The organism is Pseudomonas sp. AB39(2026), from assembly GCF_059831485.1.
The window spans coordinates 1,232,127-1,253,599 of the sequence record NZ_CP195212.1 but is presented as its reverse complement, the minus strand read 5'-3'; the positions used below and the strand labels follow the sequence as shown (position 1 = coordinate 1,253,599).

The following is a 21,473-nucleotide window of genomic DNA, read 5'->3' as shown; positions in this document are numbered from 1 at the left end:
CAGATGGTACGCGGCGATAAAGCTGTGACGCCGCCTCGGGCACAGTTACTTGAAAATTAAGATGTCAGCGCTCCAAAATATTTGTAACAACGCAGAAAAGCGTAGGAGGCCGGGGGAGGAGAGTGGGTACTGGCGGGCTGACCTGCCGTGCCGCTGGTTCAACGCACACCGTGAAACGGGTGTTGGCGTTGATACCTGGGCGCGAGTAAAGCGAGGGCGTTGCTAAAGGTGTTACTGAGCGTAGGTGCTACGGGGTGCCGTGTGCGTTTACGCCGCCAGGGACTGGCGAGCACGGTTGATCACGGCCTGCAGCGGGGCAGGGGCGGCATACTGTTCCGAGTAAAGGCGCTCGGTGTGACGAGCCACGCCATGTTCATTGACGATAGAGAAACTGAAGCTGTTGTTGCGTGTGGCTACAATAACGCAGCGCAGCGGTGCAAAGGCTTGGGACAGGGTATGGATAGCGGTTTCAGCCTGGGTGTTAACGTTCATTTATTATGTTCCTGCGATTGACACGGATCAGAGCCGTGCGGCATTGGATTTGTTCCGGCCCGCATGATCTTTAGCGGGAGACCTGCCGGAACAGTACAGCGCGCCTGTGACGCCAATGTGAATGTGGCTCAGGCGGGCGGTCGGTACGCAAGACGAGAGGCAACCTGATACCCCAGGTGACGAAGGGCAGAGGCTATACCTGTGGGAAGCGAGACAGCGAGGCGTGACGATGAAGGACGCGTTGCGCTGGCCTGAAGGCCGAATAGGGTCCGGAGCGGATGCACAACCCTGAGGGGTCTGCGGAAAGGCTGGAAGGACTTGAGCGGCCGAAATTGCTTTCAGCTTATGTACAAACTGCCGGCGAAGGTACAGGTTCATTACAACGTCGGCAAGCGCTATTGTGCACACGCGACGAACGGCAGCCACAGGTTTTGCTTTGTATAACGGAAATGCTTGCATCGTGCCGAAGGGTTGTGCACACCGCGTACCTGAATTGTCATATTCCTGCCGTGGTATTCCTGACGACAGTCATACTGCAGCATTATTTTTTAAGTCAATGAAAAAAAACAGTTTTTAGAGCTGGTGAAAAAATGGACAGTTTGTCTACAGGCCCCGTGGCATAGGGGTTTGCGGACGTCGTAGAGGCGTTGTCCACTGAGTTATCCACAGCTTCTGTGGATTGTGAGCAGAAATTGCTCTAGTCCGCCCTTCTTGAGAATTGCCCTTGTTCACAGGTTGTACAAACCCGCTGGTGTCAAGGAACGTTGTCCAATTTTTTCGGCATAATGCCTGCTGTGACAAACGCCAATGCTTGCTGGCAGGCGAGCCTGCTGACCGGAAACCACGATGCCTGATGACGCGTTACGCTTATTGTTAACTGCTTTGCTAGGCGCACTGCCTGGCCTGGGCCTGGCTTGGCATTTTTACCGGCTGGCGACCGCTAGCCGTAGCGACATACCCGTGCTGGAGGAGCGGCTGCGAGCTGTTCAGGCCAGCGAGCAGGTGCTGGAACAGCGGTTGGAGGCCGAGGGTAGGGAGGTGGCCGCCTTGGTTCAGCAGCAAAGCGCAGCCAGGGCAGACCTGTCGGCGGCGGCTCGGGAGCTGGAGCTGCTGCGCATGGAGGTGGACAATAGCCGCGATGCGGCCCACGCCTGGGCCCACGAGCGCGCTCAACGCGAAGCCGAGCTTCGCCAGCTGGAGGCTCGCTGTGCGGGGCTGAACGCTGAATTACGCGAACAGCAGGAGGGGCACGCCCAGCGGTTGCAGGACATGCAAAACGCCCGTGACGAATTACGGGCACAGTTCGCAGAGCTGGCTGGCAAGATTTTCGAAGAGCGTGAGCAACGCTTCGCCGAGAATAGCCAGCAGCGACTCGGCCAATTGCTCGATCCGCTGCGAGATCGCATTCAGGCGTTCGAAAAGCGTGTTGAAGACAGTTACAGCAATGAGGCGCGTGAGCGGTTTTCACTGGGCAAGGAACTGGAGCGCCTGCAACAGCTCAACCTTAAGCTCAGTGACGAGGCCACTAACCTCACTCAGGCCCTCAAGGGCCAGAAAACCCAGGGCAACTGGGGCGAACTGGTGCTTGAGCGGGTACTTGAACACGCCGGGCTGCAGAAAGGGCGTGAATACCGCACCCAGGTCAACCTCAAGAGCGCCGACGGTGAACGATTCCAGCCGGACGTGCTGGTCACGCTGCCTGGCGACAAGCAGGTGGTGGTAGACGCCAAGGTGAGCCTCACGGCGTGGCAGCAGTATATAGGCGCGGCCGAAACCGACGTGGCCCAGGCGGCCCTCAAACAGCACGTGCAAAGCCTGCGCTCCCATATCAAGGGGCTTTCCGGCAAGGACTACAGCCGCCTGGAAGGGCTTCACAGCCTGGACTTCGTATTGCTGTTCGTGCCGATCGAAGCGGCGTTTTCGGCGGCCCTTCAATACGACCCTGGCCTGTTCCAGGAAGCTTTCGACAAGCAGATCATAGTGGTCAGCCCTACCACCTTGCTGGCCACCCTAAAGGTGGTAGACAGCCTGTGGAAGCAGGAGCGCCAGAGCCAGAACGCGCGGGAAATCGCTGAACGCGCCGGGTGGCTGTACGACAAGTTCGTGCTGTTTATCCAAGACCTGGACGAAGTGGGTAACCGCTTGCAGCAGCTGGATAAAGCCTATGCCAGCGCGCGCAACAAACTCACCGATGGGCGCGGTAACCTGGTGAGCCGCAGTGAACAGCTTAAGCTACTGGGCGCCAGGGCCAGCAAGAGCCTGCCGGGCGACTTGCTCGACCGTGCGTTCAGTAATGTAGACGAGGCCGCTACCGGCCCCGTGGAGGCCGACTCAGGCCCCCGTCAGGTGTCGGCTGCTCAGGTACCGATTCAGTAAAGCCCGAAGGGCCGCAGGTTTCAGCGGCTTGGGCAGGTAGTCCAGGCCTGCTGCATGCACATGGGCGATAGTCTCCTGTCGGCCGTCGGCGCTGATGACAATGCCTGGGATCGGGCCGCCGACTTGGGTGCGTAGCCACGCGGCCAGTGCAGGCCCGGTGTCGCCCCCGTCCAAGTGGTAATCCACCAAGGCCAGGTTGGGCCTCACGCCTTCAGCTAGCAAACGCTGGCACTCGCCGCGGTCGGCCGCTGTCCATACCGTGCACCCCCAACGGCTCAGCAAGCTGGCCATGCCTGCCAGAATGCTGGCCTCGTTGTCCACGCACAGCACCCGCAACCCACTCAGCGGGGACGCCCCTACGGGTTTGGCCGCCGCTTGAGCGACTGCCGCGTTGGCCAGTGGCACTGTGACGCTGAACACGCTGCCCTGTCCCGGCCACGAGCGGACATTCAACGGGTGGCCTAGTAATCGGCACAGCCCGTCGGCAATCGCCAACCCAAGGCCCAGGCCTTTTTCGGCGCGGGTCTGGTGGCTGTCCAGGCGTTTGAATTCCTCGAAAATAATGCCCAGCTTGTCTGGGGCGATGCCAGGGCCTTTGTCCCAGACTTCCAAACGAAGCTGCGCCCCCTTGCGTCGCACACCCAGCAGCACTGGCCCCTTGGCGTAGCGAAACGCATTGGTGAGGAAGTTCTGGAGCACCCGCCTTAGCAACTTGATGTCGCTGTCTATGCGCAGGTGGCTGGCGCGTACCCGGAAATCCAGGCCTTGCTCCTGGGCCAGTGCAGCAAACTCCGTACCCAGTGCGCCATATAACTCGTCAAGGGCAAACGGTTGGCGGTCAAGGGTCACCCGGCCGTTTTCCAGGCGTGAGATGTCCAGCAGGTCGCTGATCAGGTCCTCGGCTGAGCGCAGGGCGCTGTCCATGTGCCGGACCAGCGTGGCGGCCTCAGCGGGCAGGTCCTCGCTGTGGTGCCCCAATGCCGCACAGAACAACCGGGCAGCGTTCATGGGTTGCATCAGGTCATGGCCTACGGCCGCCAGAAAGCGGCTTTTGGAGGTGTTGGCGGTTTCTGCATGGGCTTTGGCGGCGGTGAGGGCGTGATTAAGGGCGGACAGCTCGCCGGTGCGTTCGGCTACGCGCAGCTCCAAGCGTTCGTTGGCGTCCTTGAGCCCTCGCTCAGCCTCACGGTACGCCGTGATGTCTGTGAAGCTCATTACAAACCCACCGCCGGGCATGGGGTTGCCGATCAGTTCGATCACCTGGCCCGTGGGAAACACGCGCTCGGAAGTGTGGGCGCGCCCCTGGCGCATGTGGTGCAGGCGGCGCGCCACGTGGACCTCGGCCTCACCTGGCCCGCAGAAGCCTCGTTCGGCATTGAACCGAATGATGTCAGCAATGGGGCGGCCTACGGCAATCAGGTCCTCGGGGTAGTTGAACAGCTCCAGGTAGCGACGGTTCCAGGCCACCAGCCGCAGGTGCTGGTCCACCACGCTGATACCCTGGGTGATGTTTTCGATGGCGCCTTGCAGCAGGGCGCGGTTGAACTGAAGTACTTCGGAGGCTTCATCGGCAATCCGCACCACGTCTTCGAGCTGCATGTCCCGGCCTTCAATAGCCGCTTTTACCACTGCACGGCTGGAGGAGGTGCCCAGGGTGCCGGCCAGCAACCGCTCGGTGTGGGCAATCCACTCAGGGTCGGCGGTCTGGGTGGGGTTGAACCCTTTGCCTTGGCGGTAGGCAAAGTGGCTGAAGCTCTGCTGCGCGCGGTCCTCGCCCACGAACCGGCTGGCCAGCTTGAGCAGGTCATCGAGCTGAACCGCCAGCAGGCCCTTGGCGTTGGGCCTTAGGTCCTGCTGATGGCCAACGAAGCGCCCGGCCTGCCAGTGCTCGGACACCCGTGTGCGGGACAGGACCGACACCCACACGAACAGGATGAAGTTGCCTGCCAGTGACAGCACCACCCCTTGGGTAAGAGGTGAAATGGGTAGATGCAGTGGATTGCCATGCAGCCAGCTCAAAGCGGGAAACACCTCCAGCGACCACCCCAGGCTGTGGGCGGCGATGGGCAGCACCAGCGCGTAGAACCACAGGAAGCTACCTGCCGCCAGGCCAGCAAACACACCACGACGGTTGGCCTGTTTCCAGTAGAGCGCGCCCACCATGGCAGGCGTGAGCTGGGCCACGGCGGCAAAGGCGATTTGCCCGATGGTGGCCAGGCTGGCGTTTGAGCCCAGCAGCCGGTAGCTCACATAGGCCAACAGCAGGATCACCAGAATGCTCACCCGGCGTACCGACAGCATCCAGTGGCGGAAGGCTTCGAACGGCCGCTCGGTGCGCTGCCGTCGCAGCAACCAGGGCAGCAGAATGTCGTTGGACACCATGGTCGACAACGCCACGCTTTCTACGATCACCATGCCGGTGGCTGCCGAGGCACCGCCCAGAAAGGCCAGCAACGCCAGGGAGGGGTGGGCTTCGGCCAGGGGCAGGCTAATGACAAAGGAATCGCGTAAGACGGTGCCGGGCAGCAGCATCTGGCCGGCCAGGGCAATGGGCACCACGAAGAGCGCCGCCAGCAACAGGTAGCCGGGAAACACCCAGCGGGCCAGGCGCAGGTCCCGTGGCTGGATGTTCTCTACCACGGTGACCTGGAATTGCCGCGGCAGGCAGATCATGGCCATCATCGCGACCCCGGTCTGCACCACCATGGACGGCCAGTTGATGGTTTCGCTCCAGTAGCTATCCAGGGCCGGGGCCTGCCTGGCCCGGGTGAGCAGGTCACCGAAACCGTCATACAGGTGGTAGGTGATAAAGGCGCCCACGGCCAGAAAGGCGAACAGCTTCACCAACGCCTCGAAAGCGATGGCCAGCACCATGCCCCGGTGGTGTTCTGTCACGTCCAGGCTGCGGGTGCCGAACACGATGGTAAACAGTGCCAGCACCAGCGACACCACCATGGCGGTGTCCTGGGCACGCCCCCCGGTGGCATCCGCGCTGGCACCAATCAACAGGTTCACCCCTAGCACGATGCCTTTAAGCTGCAATGCAATGTAGGGGAGCATCCCGATCAGGCAGATCAGCGCCACCACAATAGCCAAGGCCTGGGACTTGCCATAGCGTGCCGCAATGAAGTCGGCGATAGACGTGATGTTTTCCTGCTTGCTGATCAGCACCATCTTCTGCAGCACGCGAGGCGCGGCCAGCAACAGCACGGCCGGGCCCAGGTAGATCGGCAGAAAGGCCCACAGCTGTTCGGCCGCTTGGCCCACGGCACCGAAGAAAGTCCAACTGGTGCAGTACACCGCCAGGGACAGGCTGTACACCCAGGCCCGTAGGCGCGGGGGCAGGGAGGTCTGGCGGCGGTCCCCCCAATAGGCAATGGCAAACATCACGGCCATATAGGCCAGGGCAACGGCGGCAATCAGCCCACTGGAAAGCGACATTGAGGCTCCGGCACAGGAACAGACGAGCAGGGCAAGCAGTCTGGCACGGCGCTGGCGGTTAGTCAGGCAAGACCATGGTCTATCCTCGGCAACGGTGTGGCTTTTTTCTCCCAGGGGCGTTCCAATTCCTCACCGCCAGTCGACCACAAGGGCCAAGGACGATGAGTTCACAGTTGCAGCTGCTGCGCACCCGGCGCTTTTTGCCGTTTTTCATCACCCAGGCGTTGGGTGCGTTCAATGACAACGTGTTCAAGCAATCGCTGATTCTGGCCATTCTCTACAAACTGAGCATGGAAGGGGACCGCACGTTCTGGATCAACCTGTGCGCGTTGCTGTTCATTCTGCCGTTCTTTCTGTTTTCGGCACTGGCAGGGCAGATAGGCGAGCGCTTTGCCAAGGATCGGCTGATCCGGGCCATCAAGCTGGCGGAAATCCTGATCATGGGCGTGGGTGCGGTCGGCTTCTTCTACAGCCAGTTGCCCGTGCTGCTGGTGGCCCTGTTTGCCATGGGCACCCACTCGGCGCTGTTCGGGCCGGTTAAATATTCCCTGCTGCCCCAGGCCCTCAACCCCCGTGAGTTGCTAGGTGGCAACGGCCTGGTGGAGATGGGCACCTTCCTGGCCATCCTGGGCGGGACCATTACCGCCGGTATGCTGATGGCCCAGCAGGTATACGCGCCGGGGGTGGCCGTGGCCATCGTGATTGTGGCCGCGCTGGGGTATGTGGCCAGCCGCGCGATCCCCGCCGCCCCGGCGTCGGCGCCCGGCATGGCCATCAGCTGGAACGTGCCGGTGCAAACCTGGCGCACCTTGCGGCTAGGGCTGGGGCAGACACCAGCCGTGTCCCGCTCATTACTGGGCAACTCGTGGTTCTGGTTTGTAGGGGCGATCTACCTCACGCAGATACCCACCTATGCCAAGGCGTGGCTGCACGGGGATGAAACCGCCGTCACCTTGGTGCTTACCGTGTTTTCCGTGGGCATCGCCTTGGGCTCTGTGCTGTGCGAGCGCTTGTCGGGCCGTCAGGTAGAAATCGGCCTGGTGCCCTTTGGCTCGTTCGGGCTCACCCTGTTTGGCCTGCTGTGGTGGTGGCATTCAGGAAATGTGCCGGCGCCGGAAGCGGGTGCCGGGTATACCTGGCTGCAGTTGCTGGGCATAGGCCCGGTGTGGCCGGTGCTGGTGGACATTCTGGGCCTGGGCGTGTTCGGTGGCTTCTATATTGTGCCGCTGTATGCGTTGATCCAGGCGCGCACCCCTGAGCACCAGCGCGCTCAAGTGATCGCGGCCAACAACATTCTCAACGCGCTGTTTATGGTGGTGTCAGCCGTTGTGGCAGTGGGGCTGCTGAGCGGGGCGGGCTTGAGCATTCCCCAGCTGTTCCTGGTGGTGTCGCTCATGAACATCGCGGTGAACGCCTATATCTTCAAGATCGTTCCCGAATTCAGCGTCCGCTTCCTGATATGGCTGCTCAGCCATTCAATGTACCGGGTACGCCACGAAGGCCTGGACCACATTCCCGACGAAGGCGCCGCGTTGCTGGTGTGCAACCACGTGTCCTTCGTGGACGCACTGCTGATTGCCGGTGCCGTACGGCGGCCGGTGCGGTTCGTGATGTATTACCGCATCTACAACCTGCCGGTGCTCAACTTCTTCTTCCGCACCGTAGGCGCCATCCCCATCGCTGGCCGCTCCGAAGACCTGCAAATCTACGAACGAGCATTCAGGGACATTGCTGGCTACCTGGCCGAAGGCGAACTGGTATGCGTCTTCCCCGAAGGCAAGTTGACCACCACTGGCGAAGTTGACACGTTCAAAAGCGGCACCACCACCATTCTTGCCCAAACGGCCGTACCGGTGATCCCCATGGCCCTGAAAGGCCTGTGGGGCAGCTTCTTCAGCCGCGCCCCCCACAAAGGCTTCTTCCGCCGGTTCTGGTCACGGGTCGCCGTGGTGGCCGGCCCGGCCCTGGGTGCTGGGCAGTGCACGCCACGGCAACTGCGGGAAAAGGTGCAGGGGTTGAGAGGGGAAGCGCAGTAGGGGTGGGGGTGTTGCTTTTGTGGGAGCTGATGGTAGTCAGCGAATAAACAACAGGCCTCTTTGACCCTGAGCCTGAAGCAATGACAGACAGGACCACCCCCTAGAAAATCCAATTTAGGGAGTGGTCAATAATTTGGTTCGCCAAATTTTTCTCGATGTAAATATATTTAAGTTCAAACTTTTTATGCCGAAAGTATCCCGGAGGCCATCCCGTCTCCAGCGCACAGCGCCATATTTGGAACTCCGCAAAGGATTGGAAATGCTAAACCCTGTGCACATTAGCGTTATGGTTGTCGTGTGCGTGGCGAGTTTGCCCGAAGCGGCCTTTGCAGTTCCCAGGGCTGAGCCAGGCCACAGGGCTGATTTGCTCGGCGTGTATCAGGCCGCAGTGCAAAGCGACCCTCAGATTTCCGCCGCCCGTCACGCATTCAAAGGGCAGGTTGAAGCCATTCCACAGGCTATGTCAGGGCTGTTGCCAACGCTCAGCGCGGGCACTAAAACTGAACTCACGCGGCTTGATCGCGATCGCCCTTCGCTTACACGTGAGCGCAGCGGTAGTACTTTTCAGGCCAATTTGAGCCAACCACTGTTCCACGCAGACCGGTGGTATCAACTCAAGGCTGCGCAGGCCTCTGTCGATCAAGCCGAGCTTGAGCTTGCAGCCAAAGAACAAACATTGATTCTGTCCTCGGCCCAGGCCTACTTTGAGACGTTGCGTGCCCTTGACTCGCTCTCCGCGGCGAAAGCAGAAGAGGCCGCACTGCTCCGCCAACGTGACCAGGCCCAGGGCAAGCTGGATGACGGGGCGTCAAGCATCACTGATGTTTATGACGCACAAGCCGCGTTCGATAATGCTCAAGCCAACCGCCAACTGGCTCAACGCAAAGTAGACGATGCTTTTGAGGCATTGTCGCGGCTTACCCACATAGACTATGAGTCCATTGCCGCCATTGGGCATGAGCTGCCGACCCAACCTCCAGTCCCTGCCAACCCAAACGACTGGGTTGAGAAAGCGGTGGGGCAAAATCTTCAGTTGCTCGCGAGCGCCAGAGCAGTGAATGCTGCCGAGCAAACAATCGCCCAGCGAAAGGCAGGGTATGCGCCCACGGTGGATGTCGTAGCCTCGTACCGCAAAGGAGACAACGACAGTTTCGGGTACAACAACCCCACCGACTTCGGTACCAACGGCTACGGCGGCAGTGTTGCCCAGAGCAGCGTAAGTGTGGAACTCAATATTCCCTTGTACAGCGGCGGCATGACGCGCTCGCAGGTCCGCGAGTCCACCGAGCGTTTGTACCAGAGCCAGGATGAACAAGAAGACAAGCGCCGTGAAGTGGTGCTTAACACACGCAATGCCTTGCGTGGCATCAGTGCGGACATCGAGCAGATATTTGCCCGCCGACAGAGCATTTTTTCTGGCCTTAAATCCGTCGAGGCGAACCAGGTAGGCGTAGACCTAGGATCACGGAACATCGCTGACGTACTCAACGCGCAGCGTCAGCTCTATGCCGCCGTACGCGACTATAACAATGCGCGCTACGACTACATCATCGACACGCTCAAGCTCAAACAGGCCGCTGGTAGCCTGTCCCCAACTGATCTTCAAGCGCTGGCAAGGTATTTGCTGCCCAGCTATGACCCTGACCGCGACTTTCTTCCCCCCGGATCACTGCAGCTTTCCAAGGTTGCTACTCATGCGCCCCGTTGAGCGTTCTGCAACGTAACACGTTTAGGGCGCGGTGCCCCGCTGTACCGCCAGGAGCCAGAATGCTTGAACCTGTAGTACCTCAAGAAGCCCCTCCTACATTGGACACTGGCCTAGCCTGCCTAGTGATGCTGGCACGTGTGAACCAGCGTCCCATTTCGCCAGATCAAATTCTTCATGAGTTTGGTAGTTCGGACGGGCCACTGCCGCAAACCTCTTTACTACTAGCCGCCAAAAAAATAGGGCTAAAAGCTAAAGCCGCTCACACCTCGGTACACCGGCTAGATCGCACCCCATTGCCTGCAATCGCGTGCCATGTGAACGGCGATTACTTTGTGCTCGCCAAGCTGGATCAAGGTAAAGCGCTGATCCATGACCCACGCTCACAGCGGCCCGAGGTCATTACTTTAGAGCAACTGAATGAACGCTGGAGCGGCGCACTTATTCTGGTGAAAACGCAGATGCCCAATGGTGCGGAAGCGTCCCGTTTTGACTTCACCTGGTTTATCCCAGCGATTGTGAAATACCGAAAACTACTGGGTGAGGTGCTGCTGGCTTCATTCATCCTCCAACTGTTTTCCCTGGTCACACCGCTTTTCTTCCAGGTCGTGATGGACAAGGTACTGGTACACCATGGGCTGACGACTCTGGATGTCATTGCAGTCGGGCTCGCGGGGGTAATGCTCTTCGAATCCGGTTTATCTGGCTTACGCAGCTACATCTTTTCTCACACCGCCAGCCGTATCGATGTCGAGCTAGGTTCACGTTTGTTCCGTCATCTGATTACGCTTCCCATGGCGTACTTTCAGGCGCGGCGAGTGGGGGACTCCGTAGCGCGGATGCGTGAACTGGAGAACATCCGAAGCTTTCTGACAGGCAACGCGATCACCCTGGTACTGGACGTATTGTTCTCCGTTGTGTTTATCGCGGTGATGTTTTACTACAGTGGCTGGCTCACGCTTATCGTTGTGCTATCCCTTCCGCTCTACCTTGCTGTCTCACTTTTTATTACCCCGCTCATGCGGGCACGGCTGAATGAAAGCTTTGCACGAGGTGCAGAGAACCAGGCTTTTCTTGTGGAGACCGTAAACGGTATCGATACAGTGAAGGCCATGGCGGTAGAGCCCCAAGCCATCAGGAAGTGGGACAACCAACTGGCGGGTTACGTGGCCGCAGGCTTCAAAAGCCAAACGCTGTCCACTGTCGCCAATGAAAGTGTCGCGCTGGTAGGCAAGCTGGTGACGGTCGCCACATTATGGTTTGGCGCAAAGCTGGTGATAGACGGCCACCTGTCAGTCGGCCAACTGATAGCGTTCAATATGCTGGCCGGCCGTGTAGCACAGCCCATCATGCGCCTGGCTCAGCTATGGACCAACTTCCAGCAAACTGGCGTATCCGTACAAAGGCTAGGCGATATTCTCAATACGAAGAACGAACTGAGCCAAACCAACAAAAGCACGCTACCACCCATCAAAGGCCGACTTGAGTTTGACCAGGTACATTTCCGGTACCGGCCGGACGGCTCCGAAATTCTCCGTGGCATCAGCCTCACCATCGAAGCTGGTGAAGTTATCGGAGTCGTCGGCCGCTCAGGCTCCGGCAAAAGTACATTGACCCGGCTGTTGCAAAGGCTCCATGTGCCGGAACGCGGGCGCGTGCTGGTGGATGGCATGGACCTGGCATTGGCCGACGTCTCGTCGCTACGGCGCCAGATTGGCGTAGTGCTACAGGACAACATGCTCTTCAACCGAAGCATTCGAGAGAATATTGCTTTGGTAGACCCCGGCGCACCCATGGACGCCGTTATCCGGGTGGCCACCTTGGCCGGCGCACATGACTTCATCATGGAACTGCCAGAAGCCTATGACACCGTTGTAGGTGAGCATGGCGCCTCATTGTCTGGCGGGCAGCGGCAACGCATCGCCATCGCACGGGCACTGATGGGTAACCCACGTGTGCTGATCTTTGATGAAGCGACCAGTGCGCTGGATTATGAGTCAGAACGCATCGTCCAGCAGAACATGAAATCAATCTGCAAAGGGCGCACGGTGATCATCATCGCTCACAGGCTTTCAGCCGTAAGGGACGCGGACCGGATCATCGTTGTAGACCGGGGCCAGATCGTAGAACAAGGTAATCACGCCGAGTTATTGACCCACCAGGCCGGGCATTACTCACGGCTGCATCGCCTGCAACAGGGAGGGAGCCATGTCTGAACCTGAAAAAAACGGCTTGGCTCAACGCTATAGGCGCGCGTGGAAGCAATCGTGGAAGCACAGGCATGCCATGCAGGCGCCAGCTCGGGTAGCGCATGAGCTTCAATTTTTACCAGCCGCGCTGGAGCTACAGGAAAAGCCCACGCACCCAGCTCCGCGCGTGATGTTATGGAGCATCGTACTGTTCGCGACCCTGGTCTTGGTCTGGGCCTGCTTAGGCAAAATAGACATTGTGGCTACGGCCAGCGGGAAGGTTATTCCCAGCGGCAAAAGCAAAGTGATTCAATCTAGCGAGACTGCTGTCGTCAAAGCCATTCACGTGGTTGACGGCCAGCACGTAAAAACTGGGGACGTGTTGCTTGAGCTGGACGCTACAGCAGCCGAAGCCGACGTTGGGCGGGTAACCAGTGAGCTTATGGCTGCCCGTATCGATAAAGCACGGGCGGCTGCGATGCTGGAAGCCATCCATGGAAAACAACCGCCAAAGGCTTTGGCTGGCATGATCAAAGGTGCTGAACCTGCTCAAGTGCTGGCTGCTGAACGCTGGGTTCAAGGCCAGTACCTTGAATACCGCAGCAGCCTGGACACCGCTGCCGCCGAAGTTCAGCAACGCCAGGCGGATATTCAGTCTGCCCGTGCTCAGGTAGCAGGGCTGCAAAAAAGCCTTCCTATTGCGGCTAAATTAGCCGAGGACTACCAGCACCTGCTGGAAAAGCAATACATCGCCCGGCATGCCTATTTGGAAAAGGAGCAAGCACGGCTAGAGCTAGAGCGGCAGTTGAGTGTTCAGCAAGCCAGCCTGCTTCAATCTTCCGCTGCCAAACAAGAAGCAGAACGCCGTGTGGACGGTATCGTCGCGCAAACCCGGCGGGCCATGCTGGACCTGTTGCAGCAATCGGAGCAAAAGGTGAATGCACTGGATCAGGACTTGGCCAAAGCTCGATACCAAGACCTGCTCACGACGCTTAAAGCACCCGTTGACGGCACAGTACAGCAGCTGAACGCCCACACCGTGGGTGGCGTAGTCACGCCCGCGCAACCGCTGCTTACCCTGGTTCCAGAAAACCAGCCTATTGAAGTTGAAGCGATGCTTGAGAACAAAGACATTGGGTTTGTACACCCGGGGCAAAGCGTTACCGTAAAAGTTGAAACATTTACGTTCACTAAGTATGGCACCGCGACAGGGAAAGTTGAGAGTGTGTCCAATGACGCCATCGAAGATGAGAAGCGAGGGCTTATCTACAGTGCGAAAGTCAAGTTGGATGCGAATCATTTGTCCGGTGGGGCAGAGGCCATGGCGCTAAGCCCGGGGATGGCGGTGACGGTGGAGGTTAAAACGGATGAGAGACGGATTATTGATTATTTCCTGAGTCCGCTTGAGCAGCACTTTTCTGAAAGCCTAGGCGAACGATAAAGCCCGGTTTTACACAGTTGGCAGGGGTATTCATGAAGTTGCTGATCATACATCAAAACTTTCCTGGGCAGTTTTTGCATTTAGCTAGGCATGCTACGAATGATCTGGGATGGCAAGTCACTGCAATAGGACGAGACACAGCACCGGGCATGCCTGGAGTGAACTTGAAACGCTATAAGCCACGGCGTAGCGTTAATGGCAATTCACACCCTTACCTTAAAACCTACGAAGAAGCAGTTCTCCATGGGCAAGAGGTTTTTAGGATTTTAAGGCGTATGAAAGGTCTCGGCTACGTACCAGATGTGGTAGTAGCACATCCTGGTTGGGGTGAGACCCTATTTATCAAGGATCTATATCCTTCGGTGCCATTGATACATTTTTGCGAATACTATTATCAAACGAATGGAGCTGATATTGGGTTCGACCCTGAGTTTCCTACAAAAGCCGATGATAAAGCACGAGCCAGAAGTGCGAATGCGCTTCATCTCCTGAACTTGGAACAGTGCGACGCTGGAGTAACTCCTACTCAGTGGCAACTAAGTGTGCATCCTGAAGCGTATCGAGAGAAGATAAGGGTTATTCACGAAGGGGTAGATACTGAAAATATTCGTCCAGATCCAGAAGCCAGTTATGAGCTGCCCACGAAGGAAGTTATACGGGCAGGGCAACCAATAGTAACGTACGTCGCCAGAAACCTGGAGCCTTATAGAGGGTTTCATAGCTTTATGAGAGCGATACCTACGATTCAAGAAATAGCCCCGAAGGCTAAGATAATAATTGTGGGTGGGGATGGCGTGAGCTATGGGCGAAAGCCTAGCGGATATGCTAGCTGGAAGGAAAAGCTGCTATCTGAAAAGTCAATAAACACTGCAAATGTACACTTTCTTGGAAAGGTTCCAACTGCCAATTATCGACGAATACTTCAAGTTTCAAGTGCGCATGTATACCTCACGTATCCCTTCGTTCTTTCCTGGTCAGCGCTTGAAGCGATGTCGGCAGGTTGCCATATAATAGGTTCGAATACACCGCCAGTAGCAGAGGTTATTCAAAATAATAAGAATGGCAGTTTAGTAGATTTTTTTGATAAAAATTCAATTGGAAGAGCAGTCTCTAAAGCGCTTATAAAGTCCAAAGAAAATGATTCGACCAAGATCGAAGCAAGAAAAACTGCTTGTAGTTACTCTTTGGAAAATGGGGTGAAAAAATGGATAGGCGTCATTTTTTCGGTTCTCAATGACGATGGCTGATGCTGTTTTCTATAGGTGTTAATTTTTAAGCTAGGCTCTTGATTGAAATAGTTCCTATATCTCTACGTCGTTTTGAAATTTAAGTGGGTGTAAAATGGATATAATGTTGCTGCTTATTGTTTTTTGCTTTATAGCCTGTGGATTAAAATGGCTCTTCATTGAAAAACTCGAAGTAAGGGGGAGGGCTAAAATAATCCTTTTGATTTTATTTTTAATAATTATAGGTGACGATACATTGGCTATGCTGAGCTTCAACATAGCTTGTACAAAAACAGGTTCTGAAATTATAAAGCGCCTTGATGATCAGGGTTTTTATGCGCCTGACTGGAGTGAAAAACAGGCAAAGTCATATGTTGATGATGGATATTCCTACGTAGAAATCGGTAATAAAAAAGATGGTTATTTCAAGTATGGTTCTAATGGCTTTGAGAAAATTGAAAGCCCTCAAAGTGCCATAGAGGTAGAAAGTCATACCAGAAATTGGGGGTATAAAAGTTCAATTTTCGAAGTTAATATTGTAGATCGTAATGAATACAATATTATAGCGCGGGAAGCGATTGCGTGGACTCAAGGCGGCTACCTGCTTCGCATAATAAGAGCTAGGATATTTCTCAACAATAGCAATAAGTCATGTAGAGGCCCTAGCGACAAGGCTGATCTTAATGGTAATTTGGTTACTGCTGCAATTAATCATAAAGTGGAGAGAAAATAGTGAGTTATAATGAGCTGACAGCTTACTCAGAATTGGCGGATGCTGCATATGGAAATTTAAATGCTGCAATGGGTGTGGGGTCTTTAGACTATATTGAAGCTTTGACTGAGGTTGGTTTTGCATCAGAAAAGGCAAAAGATTTTGCTAATAGTTACAGGGTTGTGGCAGTGTCACCTGATATAACTGAATCAGGTTTTCAAGGGATAGTTTTCCAAAATCTCCAGACCGGCGAATATATCATCTCTACAAGAGGTACGGAGTTTGATAGCCTTGATTTTACAGAAGACCTTGGGCATATACGAAAAGCAGGGTCGTGAGCACTCACAATCAGCGCGCCCTTGAACTGGCCAAGCAATTGCTCAACCGCTTCCAGGGCAGCGATATCGAGGTGGTTGTTTACTTCGTCGAGCAGCAACAGCTGTGTCTGTTCTGGGCCGCCCGCCAGCCAGGCGAGTGAGGCGCGCAGGCGTTCGCCACCGCTAAGCCGCCCGAAGGGCGTAGCCATCTGCCGAGCGTCGAGCCCGGCGTTGGCGAAGGCTTGACGAAAACGGCCTTCTTCGGCGGTGCCCAGCTCATGGCGCAGCACCTGCTCGATACTGTGCTCGGGATCGAAGGTTTGAGCATGTTGGTCGATCAGGTGAGTGCGCAAGACAGGCCGAGCGACGCCGCTGGCGGGCGCCAGTTGCCCAGCCATCACCTTCAGTAACGTGGATTTTCCGCAGCCGTTTGGCCCGATCACGCCAACCCGCACCGGGCCGTGCAGGGTGAGATCAATAAAGCGGTTGTCGGGCGGGCCGTAGGGGAGTTCGCAGTGTTCGAGCGTAACCACCTGTGTGGCATTAGCGATGAGGCCGGGCGGGGCGATCAGGTGGCTTGGGCGTACCGGCTCCACCTCCGCCCTGGCCTGGTCAAGTCGCTCTCGCGCCATCTCACTCAGGCGCCCCTGCTGGATGCGCTGATGGCCGCTGTGTTGTTCGGCGCGCTCTGCCCGCGCATTGGCGACGATGGCGGGTGTACCGGTAGCACGCGCCACCTTGCGGCCATGGCTGGCACTTTGCACCTCGCGCTGACGGGCCAGGGTGATCCGCTGCTCGACGCTGTCCCGTGCTGCCCGCGCCCTGACCAGTGCGGCCTGAGCGTTGTCTTGCTCGGCCTGGCGTTGCGCTCGATAGTGGCTATAGCCACCACTGTAGTGAACCAGCGCGTCGCCGCGAAGCTCAAGAATGCGATCCGCGTGTTCCAGCAGCGCCCGGTCGTGGGAGATGACAATCCGGGTTTCCTTACCGTGGCACAGCGCTGTGCTCAACTGCTCGCGCGCCTGGCGATCCAGGTGATTGGTGGGCTCGTCGAGTATCAATACCCGCGCGCCGCCAAGCTGTAGGCCGGCGAGCATCAGGCGCACCGTCTCGCCTCCACTCAAGGCTTCGCTGGGGCGATCAAGGGGAAGATGAGCTAGACCGAGGCGCGTGAGGCAGGCCTGGATATCGCCCGGCAGGCTCCAGCGGTCGTTGATCAGGTCGAACAGTGCAGGGTCGCAGGCGCCTGCTTCAACCGCAGCCAAGGCCTGCAAAACATCCCGTACGCCTAGCAGGTCTGCAACGGTGCCGCTGATGGGCCCGAGCCATTGCGGCAGATAACCGACCGTGCCGGTGCATTGCACACTGCCTTCACTCGCCGCCAAGCGCCCGGCCATGATCTGCGCCAGCATCGATTTGCCGCTGCCGTTGGGCCCGACAATGCCGGTGAACTGCCTAGAGAACGTCGCGTTAAGCCCTAGAAACAGCGGCCTGCCGTCTGGCAGGCGCAAGGTCAGGTTTTTGATGATCAAGGTGGCGTTGTCGCTACTCATTATTGTTTTCTCAAGCCGACGTACCCCGATATTAAGGCAGGGGCAAGGGGCACGACATGACAAGGATCAGTAGGATGAGGTGGTTCCCCCAACGGCACAAACCCTGTGGGAGCTGGCGACAGCCAGCGAATGAACTAGGGTTTAAAGTCAGTTCGCAGGCTCTGTCAGCGCCCACAGGGGGCACCCTATTCCTTCATCCGCCTGAAATAGGTAGAAAGCAGCGCCCCGGAGATGTTGTGCCAGACGCTGAACAGCGCGCTGGGCACTGCGGCGATAGGGGAAATATGAGCGGCGGCCAGTGCAGCGCCTAGCCCCGAGTTCTGCATGCCCACTTCCAGCGCCAACGACTTGCGCTGGGCCAGGGGCAGCCCGCACAGCCGGCCGGTGAAATAGCCGAGCAGGTAACCAAAGCCATTGTGCAGCATCACCACCGCCATGATCAGCAGCCCGGATTCGGCGATTTTTGCCTGGCTGGCAGCTACCACCGCGCACACGATCATCACAATGCTGACCACTGACACCAGCGGCAGTACTTCCACCGCCACGGCTACCGCTTTGCCCAACAGCCGCTGGGCAACCACACCCAGCACGATGGGCAGCATCACCAGCTGCAGGATGGACCAGAACATGTCCCAGAAACTGACGGGCATCCAGGCCGACGCCAGCAGCCAGATAAGCGTGGGCGTGAGCAGCGGAGCGAGGAGGGTAGTGACCGCCGCAATGGCCACGGACAGCGCCAGGTCGCCCTTGGCCAGCCAGGTCATCACGTTGGAAGAGGTGCCGCTAGGGCAGCAGCCCACCAGAATCACACCCACCGCGATTTCCGGTGGCAGGTGAAACAGCTGGCAGAGCACCCAGGCCACGCCCGGCATGATCACGAAATGCGCCACCACGCCCAGGCCGACTCGCCAGGGGTGGCGAAACACCTCGGCGAAATCGTCCAGCTTGAGGGTAAGCCCCATGCCGAACATCACCAGCCCCAGCAAGGGCACGATGGCCACCTTCAAGCTGATGAACCACTGGGGTTGCAGGAAGGCCAGCAGGGCAAACACCAGCACCCACAGGGCAAAGGTATTTCCTACGAAGCGGCTGAGGGTGGCCAGAGCGCGCATGGTGCGTTCCTTATTAGAGTAGTGGTCAGATGCCTTGTGGCATGTCTTCGCCGCCCAGGGCTTCGAACAGTGCCGGCAGGAATTCGCCAAAGGTGAGCATCATCAGGGTAAAGCTGGCGTCCAACTGGCCCAGGGCCTCTTCGCCCCCGTCTTCCTCGGCCTGGTCCTGTAGCAGCTCTTCGAACTTCAGGCGCTTGACCACCATCTTGTCGTCCAGCACGAAGGACAGCTTGTCCTGCCAGGCCAGGGCCAGTTGCGTGACCTGCTTGCCGGTGTTCAGGTGCAGCTGGATTTCATCGGCAGTGAGGTCCTGGCGCTTGCAACGCACGATGCCACCGTCTTCGGCAGTGTCGCGCAGTTCGCATTCATCCAGCACGAAGAAGTCCTGGGCGGCCTGCTGGCCTTTGACCCACTCGGTCATGGTCGCGGAAGGGGCGATTTTCACAGACAGCGGGCGAACCGGCAGCGAGCCCATCACTTCGCGCAGGGTAGAAAGCAGGTCTTCGGCGCGCTTGGCGCTGGCCGAGTTCACCAGAATCAGGCCCTGCTTGGGCGCGATGGCCGCAAAGGTGCTGGAGCGGCGGATAAAGGCGCGTGGCAGGAAGGCCTGGATGATCTCGTCCTTGATCTGGTCCCGCTCCTTTTTATAGACCTTGCGCATTTGCTCGGCCTCGATCTCCTCGATCTTTTCCTGAACGGCATCGCGTACCACGCTGCCGGGCAGAATGCGCTCTTCCTTGCGGGCAGCTACCAGGAGGAAATCCTGGCTGGCATGCACCAGGGGGGCATCTTCACCTTTGCCAAAGGGCGCCACAAACCCATAGGTCGCCAGTTCCTGGCTGGCGCAGGCGCGCGCCGGCTTGCTGGCCAGTGCGGCTTCCAGCACCTCGGCGTCGAACGGCACATCCTGGGTAAGGCGGTAGACAAGCAGGTTTTTGAACCACATGAGCAGGTGTCTCTGTTAATGCACAAGGCGCGCATTATTCTCTGTGTTGGCGGTCAGGCCAAGGGCAGTCTAAGTCTTTGGAACCCTTGAAAAATTTTTTTAAGAAAACGCTTGCCAGTAGGGAAAGCCGTCCGTAGAATGCGCCCCACACCGAGAGACAGAGGGTGATTAGCTCAGCCGGGAGAGCATCTGCCTTACAAGCAGAGGGTCGGCGGTTCGATCCCGTCATCACCCACCACTCGCTCAGTGTATCGCGCAGCGGTAGTTCAGTCGGTTAGAATACCGGCCTGTCACGCCGGGGGTCGCGGGTTCGAGTCCCGTCCGCTGCGCCATATTTGCTTCAAGGGTCACTGAACGCCCTTGAAGCTGTTAAAGAAGGCGAACCTTAACGGGTTCGCCTTTTTTATTGCGCTCATTGCGCTCAACAAGCGGTTAAGAAAGCCTCAGGCGCCGCAACAACTCGCCCAAATCCTGCTGCTGGTCCAGCGCCCACGCTACGTCCAGGAACGCCCGGGCCTGCTGCTCAGGCCACAGGCCCTGAGTGATGCGAAGGAATTTTTCTTCGGTACCTTGCCGGTCTAGGGGCTTTCCACCAAACCCTGGCAAGTCATTCACCTGTTCGGTGATCACGCGACCGTCTTTCAACGTAACCGTGACTCGGTTGGGCAGCCGCTGTGGCGACAAGCGGGTCAGCGTTTCATCTTCCTCCACCTTTACCCTTTTCAGCAGCGCCACTAGGCGCGGATCCTTCAGTGCGCTATCGGCATAGCTGGCGTGGGTTATTCCTTGATCCAGCATGGCCCGAACTACGCTGTAGGGCAGGCTGTGGTCCGCCGTTTCCCGTGTGGTAGGCGCGAATTTTTCGGGGGACTCGGCCGAGTACTGCAGCCCGGCGTGGGACGTGGCGATCAGGATGGAGGCCACCTGCTCGGTATTGGGTACAGCCTTGCCAACCTTGATGGCGGCAGCAATCGCCGTTTGCAACAAGGCCTGAGCCGGGAAGGGCTTGACCTGGCACTCGGCGATCTTGAAGGTGCCGCCCTGCCCACCGAACTGGCGCGTGTCCAGCATGAAAGGCCCAGATACCTGCTTGAAGAACCCGGCGTTTCCTTCAAAGGCCGGGGCAGGGCCCGTCAGCCCTGCTTTAGCCAATTGGGCCGCGAAAATGGCATTGCGGCCCGCTTCCGCATCCGCCAGGCCCTTCCAGTTGGACAGCACCTGCAGGCGCGTCTGATTCACGGCCAGGTGCCCCGCCAGCGAGAGATTAACCGCTTGTTCCAGCTGTTCGGGCGACAGCTTCATCAATTTACCTGCCGCCAGGGCCGCTGCGGGCAGGCTGTAATTGGGGTGGTCCCAGCCTCGCGTGCTGATCTGCACGGCGTCGAGCAGGCGGCAATCGAGTTCATACGCCAGGGCAATGGCCAGGATCAGGGCCTGGCCCGAGCAGTGCTGCGCTTCTGCCACCGCCAGGCAAGGGGTGATGTTGTCACTGGGGTGCCCGACTTCCTTACCAGCGTAGGTATCGTTCAGGTCGAAATAGCGTACAGCTGCACCGTTGGCAAACGAGGCCAGGTCCATGCTGGTTTTGCGGTCAGTGCCGACCAGTGTGGACACACCCTCGCTCAAGGCCTGAGCAACTTGGCGTACTTTCAGCACGTCTGGCGCCTTCAGGGCAGCGATGGCGCAGCCCATGGCATCGATCACCTGGGCCTTGACCCGTTCGACGATGGCTGGGGGCAGGTCGTTGTAGGTAAGCGAAGTGGTGTACCGGGCCAGTTGTTGTGCCAGGGAGGGGGCCGTGTCCCCCGTTGGGGTGGGCTTCCTGTCATCGGCCCAGGCCAAGGCTGGCATCAGTGCCAGGCTGCTCAGGCCGCCTAGCAGCTGCCGTCGGTTGATCAAGTAGGGCATAGGCACGCTCGAAGTCTAT

The 21,473-nt window shown here is 58.0% G+C and carries 13 protein-coding genes and 2 tRNA genes; 9 read left to right on the top strand and 6 right to left on the bottom strand.

The window, feature by feature from the left end; genetic code table 11:
* Positions 1 to 267: 267 nt before the first annotated feature.
* On the bottom strand, positions 268 to 492 hold the full coding sequence (locus ACSAMW_RS05475) for a hypothetical protein (protein ID WP_168083752.1): 225 nt from the start codon (positions 490 to 492) through the stop codon (positions 268 to 270).
* An 846-nt stretch (positions 493 to 1,338) separates the two neighbouring features.
* Between ACSAMW_RS05475 and ACSAMW_RS05470 the strand changes: the two genes are divergently transcribed.
* Entirely contained in the window at positions 1,339 to 2,868 is a 1,530-nt protein-coding gene (locus ACSAMW_RS05470; protein ID WP_500593034.1) for a DNA recombination protein RmuC, read from the top strand.
* Here the strand turns inward: ACSAMW_RS05470 and ACSAMW_RS05465 are convergent.
* Positions 2,824 to 6,309 carry a hybrid sensor histidine kinase/response regulator gene (locus ACSAMW_RS05465; protein ID WP_500593033.1) on the bottom strand — a complete coding sequence of 1,162 codons (3,486 nt, stop codon included), beginning with the start codon at positions 6,307 to 6,309 and terminating at the stop codon, positions 2,824 to 2,826. The two genes, ACSAMW_RS05470 and ACSAMW_RS05465, sit on opposite strands and share 45 nt — an antisense overlap.
* Positions 6,310 to 6,470: 161 nt before the next feature.
* On the opposite strand from ACSAMW_RS05465, the gene ACSAMW_RS05460 reads away from it, so the two are divergent.
* From ACSAMW_RS05460 to ACSAMW_RS05435, 6 genes are all read left to right on the top strand, one after another.
* On the top strand, positions 6,471 to 8,345 hold the full coding sequence (locus ACSAMW_RS05460; protein ID WP_500593032.1) for an MFS transporter: 1,875 nt from the start codon (positions 6,471 to 6,473) through the stop codon (positions 8,343 to 8,345).
* A gap of 259 nt (positions 8,346 to 8,604) precedes the next feature.
* On the top strand, positions 8,605 to 10,053 hold the full coding sequence (locus ACSAMW_RS05455; RefSeq protein WP_500593031.1) for a TolC family outer membrane protein: 1,449 nt from the start codon (positions 8,605 to 8,607) through the stop codon (positions 10,051 to 10,053).
* Between the two features lie 59 nt (positions 10,054 to 10,112).
* Complete coding sequence (locus ACSAMW_RS05450; protein ID WP_500593030.1) at positions 10,113 to 12,266, top strand: type I secretion system permease/ATPase; 2,154 nt, start codon at positions 10,113 to 10,115, stop codon at positions 12,264 to 12,266.
* Positions 12,259 to 13,680 (top strand): HlyD family type I secretion periplasmic adaptor subunit, encoded by a 1,422-nt coding sequence (locus ACSAMW_RS05445; RefSeq protein ID WP_500593029.1) that lies wholly within the window; start codon positions 12,259 to 12,261, stop codon positions 13,678 to 13,680. The genes ACSAMW_RS05450 and ACSAMW_RS05445 overlap by 8 nt, the downstream gene beginning before the upstream one ends.
* A 32-nt stretch (positions 13,681 to 13,712) precedes the next feature.
* Positions 13,713 to 14,927, top strand: coding sequence for a glycosyltransferase family 4 protein (locus ACSAMW_RS05440; protein WP_500593028.1), 1,215 nt, complete (start codon positions 13,713 to 13,715; stop codon positions 14,925 to 14,927).
* 94 nt (positions 14,928 to 15,021) lie between these two features.
* Positions 15,022 to 15,639 carry a hypothetical protein gene (locus ACSAMW_RS05435; RefSeq protein ID WP_500593027.1) on the top strand — a complete coding sequence of 206 codons (618 nt, stop codon included), beginning with the start codon at positions 15,022 to 15,024 and terminating at the stop codon, positions 15,637 to 15,639.
* A gap of 196 nt (positions 15,640 to 15,835) precedes the next feature.
* On the opposite strand, the gene ACSAMW_RS05430 is transcribed toward ACSAMW_RS05435, so the two are convergent.
* From ACSAMW_RS05430 to rdgC, 3 genes are all read right to left on the bottom strand, one after another.
* Positions 15,836 to 17,488 carry an ATP-binding cassette domain-containing protein gene (locus ACSAMW_RS05430; protein ID WP_500593026.1) on the bottom strand — a complete coding sequence of 551 codons (1,653 nt, stop codon included), beginning with the start codon at positions 17,486 to 17,488 and terminating at the stop codon, positions 15,836 to 15,838.
* Positions 17,489 to 17,673: 185 nt separating this feature from the next.
* Positions 17,674 to 18,600, bottom strand: a complete 927-nt coding sequence (locus ACSAMW_RS05425) for a bile acid:sodium symporter family protein (RefSeq protein ID WP_500593025.1) — start codon at positions 18,598 to 18,600, stop codon at positions 17,674 to 17,676.
* Between the two features lie 25 nt (positions 18,601 to 18,625).
* Complete coding sequence (gene rdgC / locus ACSAMW_RS05420) at positions 18,626 to 19,546, bottom strand: recombination-associated protein RdgC (RefSeq protein WP_500593024.1); 921 nt, start codon at positions 19,544 to 19,546, stop codon at positions 18,626 to 18,628.
* A 162-nt stretch (positions 19,547 to 19,708) separates the two neighbouring features.
* Between rdgC and ACSAMW_RS05415 the strand changes: the two genes are divergently transcribed.
* Together ACSAMW_RS05415 and ACSAMW_RS05410 are read left to right on the top strand one after the other, a co-directional pair.
* Positions 19,709 to 19,784 (top strand) — tRNA-Val (locus ACSAMW_RS05415).
* Between the two features lie 17 nt (positions 19,785 to 19,801).
* Positions 19,802 to 19,878, top strand: a tRNA-Asp gene (locus ACSAMW_RS05410).
* Between the two features lie 100 nt (positions 19,879 to 19,978).
* On the opposite strand, the gene ACSAMW_RS05405 is transcribed toward ACSAMW_RS05410, so the two are convergent.
* On the bottom strand, positions 19,979 to 21,454 hold the full coding sequence (locus ACSAMW_RS05405) for an MmgE/PrpD family protein (protein WP_500593023.1): 1,476 nt from the start codon (positions 21,452 to 21,454) through the stop codon (positions 19,979 to 19,981).
* Positions 21,455 to 21,473: the final 19 nt, after the last annotated feature.

Coding starts and splice junctions, on each gene's coding strand:
- ACSAMW_RS05475 (WP_168083752.1), bottom strand. CDS start 492: ATGAACGTTAACACCCAGGCTGAAACCGCTATCCATACCCTGTCCCAA.
- ACSAMW_RS05470 (WP_500593034.1), top strand. CDS start 1,339: ATGCCTGATGACGCGTTACGCTTATTGTTAACTGCTTTGCTAGGCGCA.
- ACSAMW_RS05465 (WP_500593033.1), bottom strand. CDS start 6,309: ATGTCGCTTTCCAGTGGGCTGATTGCCGCCGTTGCCCTGGCCTATATG.
- ACSAMW_RS05460 (WP_500593032.1), top strand. CDS start 6,471: ATGAGTTCACAGTTGCAGCTGCTGCGCACCCGGCGCTTTTTGCCGTTT.
- ACSAMW_RS05455 (WP_500593031.1), top strand. CDS start 8,605: ATGCTAAACCCTGTGCACATTAGCGTTATGGTTGTCGTGTGCGTGGCG.
- ACSAMW_RS05450 (WP_500593030.1), top strand. CDS start 10,113: ATGCTTGAACCTGTAGTACCTCAAGAAGCCCCTCCTACATTGGACACT.
- ACSAMW_RS05445 (WP_500593029.1), top strand. CDS start 12,259: ATGTCTGAACCTGAAAAAAACGGCTTGGCTCAACGCTATAGGCGCGCG.
- ACSAMW_RS05440 (WP_500593028.1), top strand. CDS start 13,713: ATGAAGTTGCTGATCATACATCAAAACTTTCCTGGGCAGTTTTTGCAT.
- ACSAMW_RS05435 (WP_500593027.1), top strand. CDS start 15,022: ATGGATATAATGTTGCTGCTTATTGTTTTTTGCTTTATAGCCTGTGGA.
- ACSAMW_RS05430 (WP_500593026.1), bottom strand. CDS start 17,488: ATGAGTAGCGACAACGCCACCTTGATCATCAAAAACCTGACCTTGCGC.
- ACSAMW_RS05425 (WP_500593025.1), bottom strand. CDS start 18,600: ATGCGCGCTCTGGCCACCCTCAGCCGCTTCGTAGGAAATACCTTTGCC.
- rdgC (WP_500593024.1), bottom strand. CDS start 19,546: ATGTGGTTCAAAAACCTGCTTGTCTACCGCCTTACCCAGGATGTGCCG.
- ACSAMW_RS05405 (WP_500593023.1), bottom strand. CDS start 21,454: ATGCCCTACTTGATCAACCGACGGCAGCTGCTAGGCGGCCTGAGCAGC.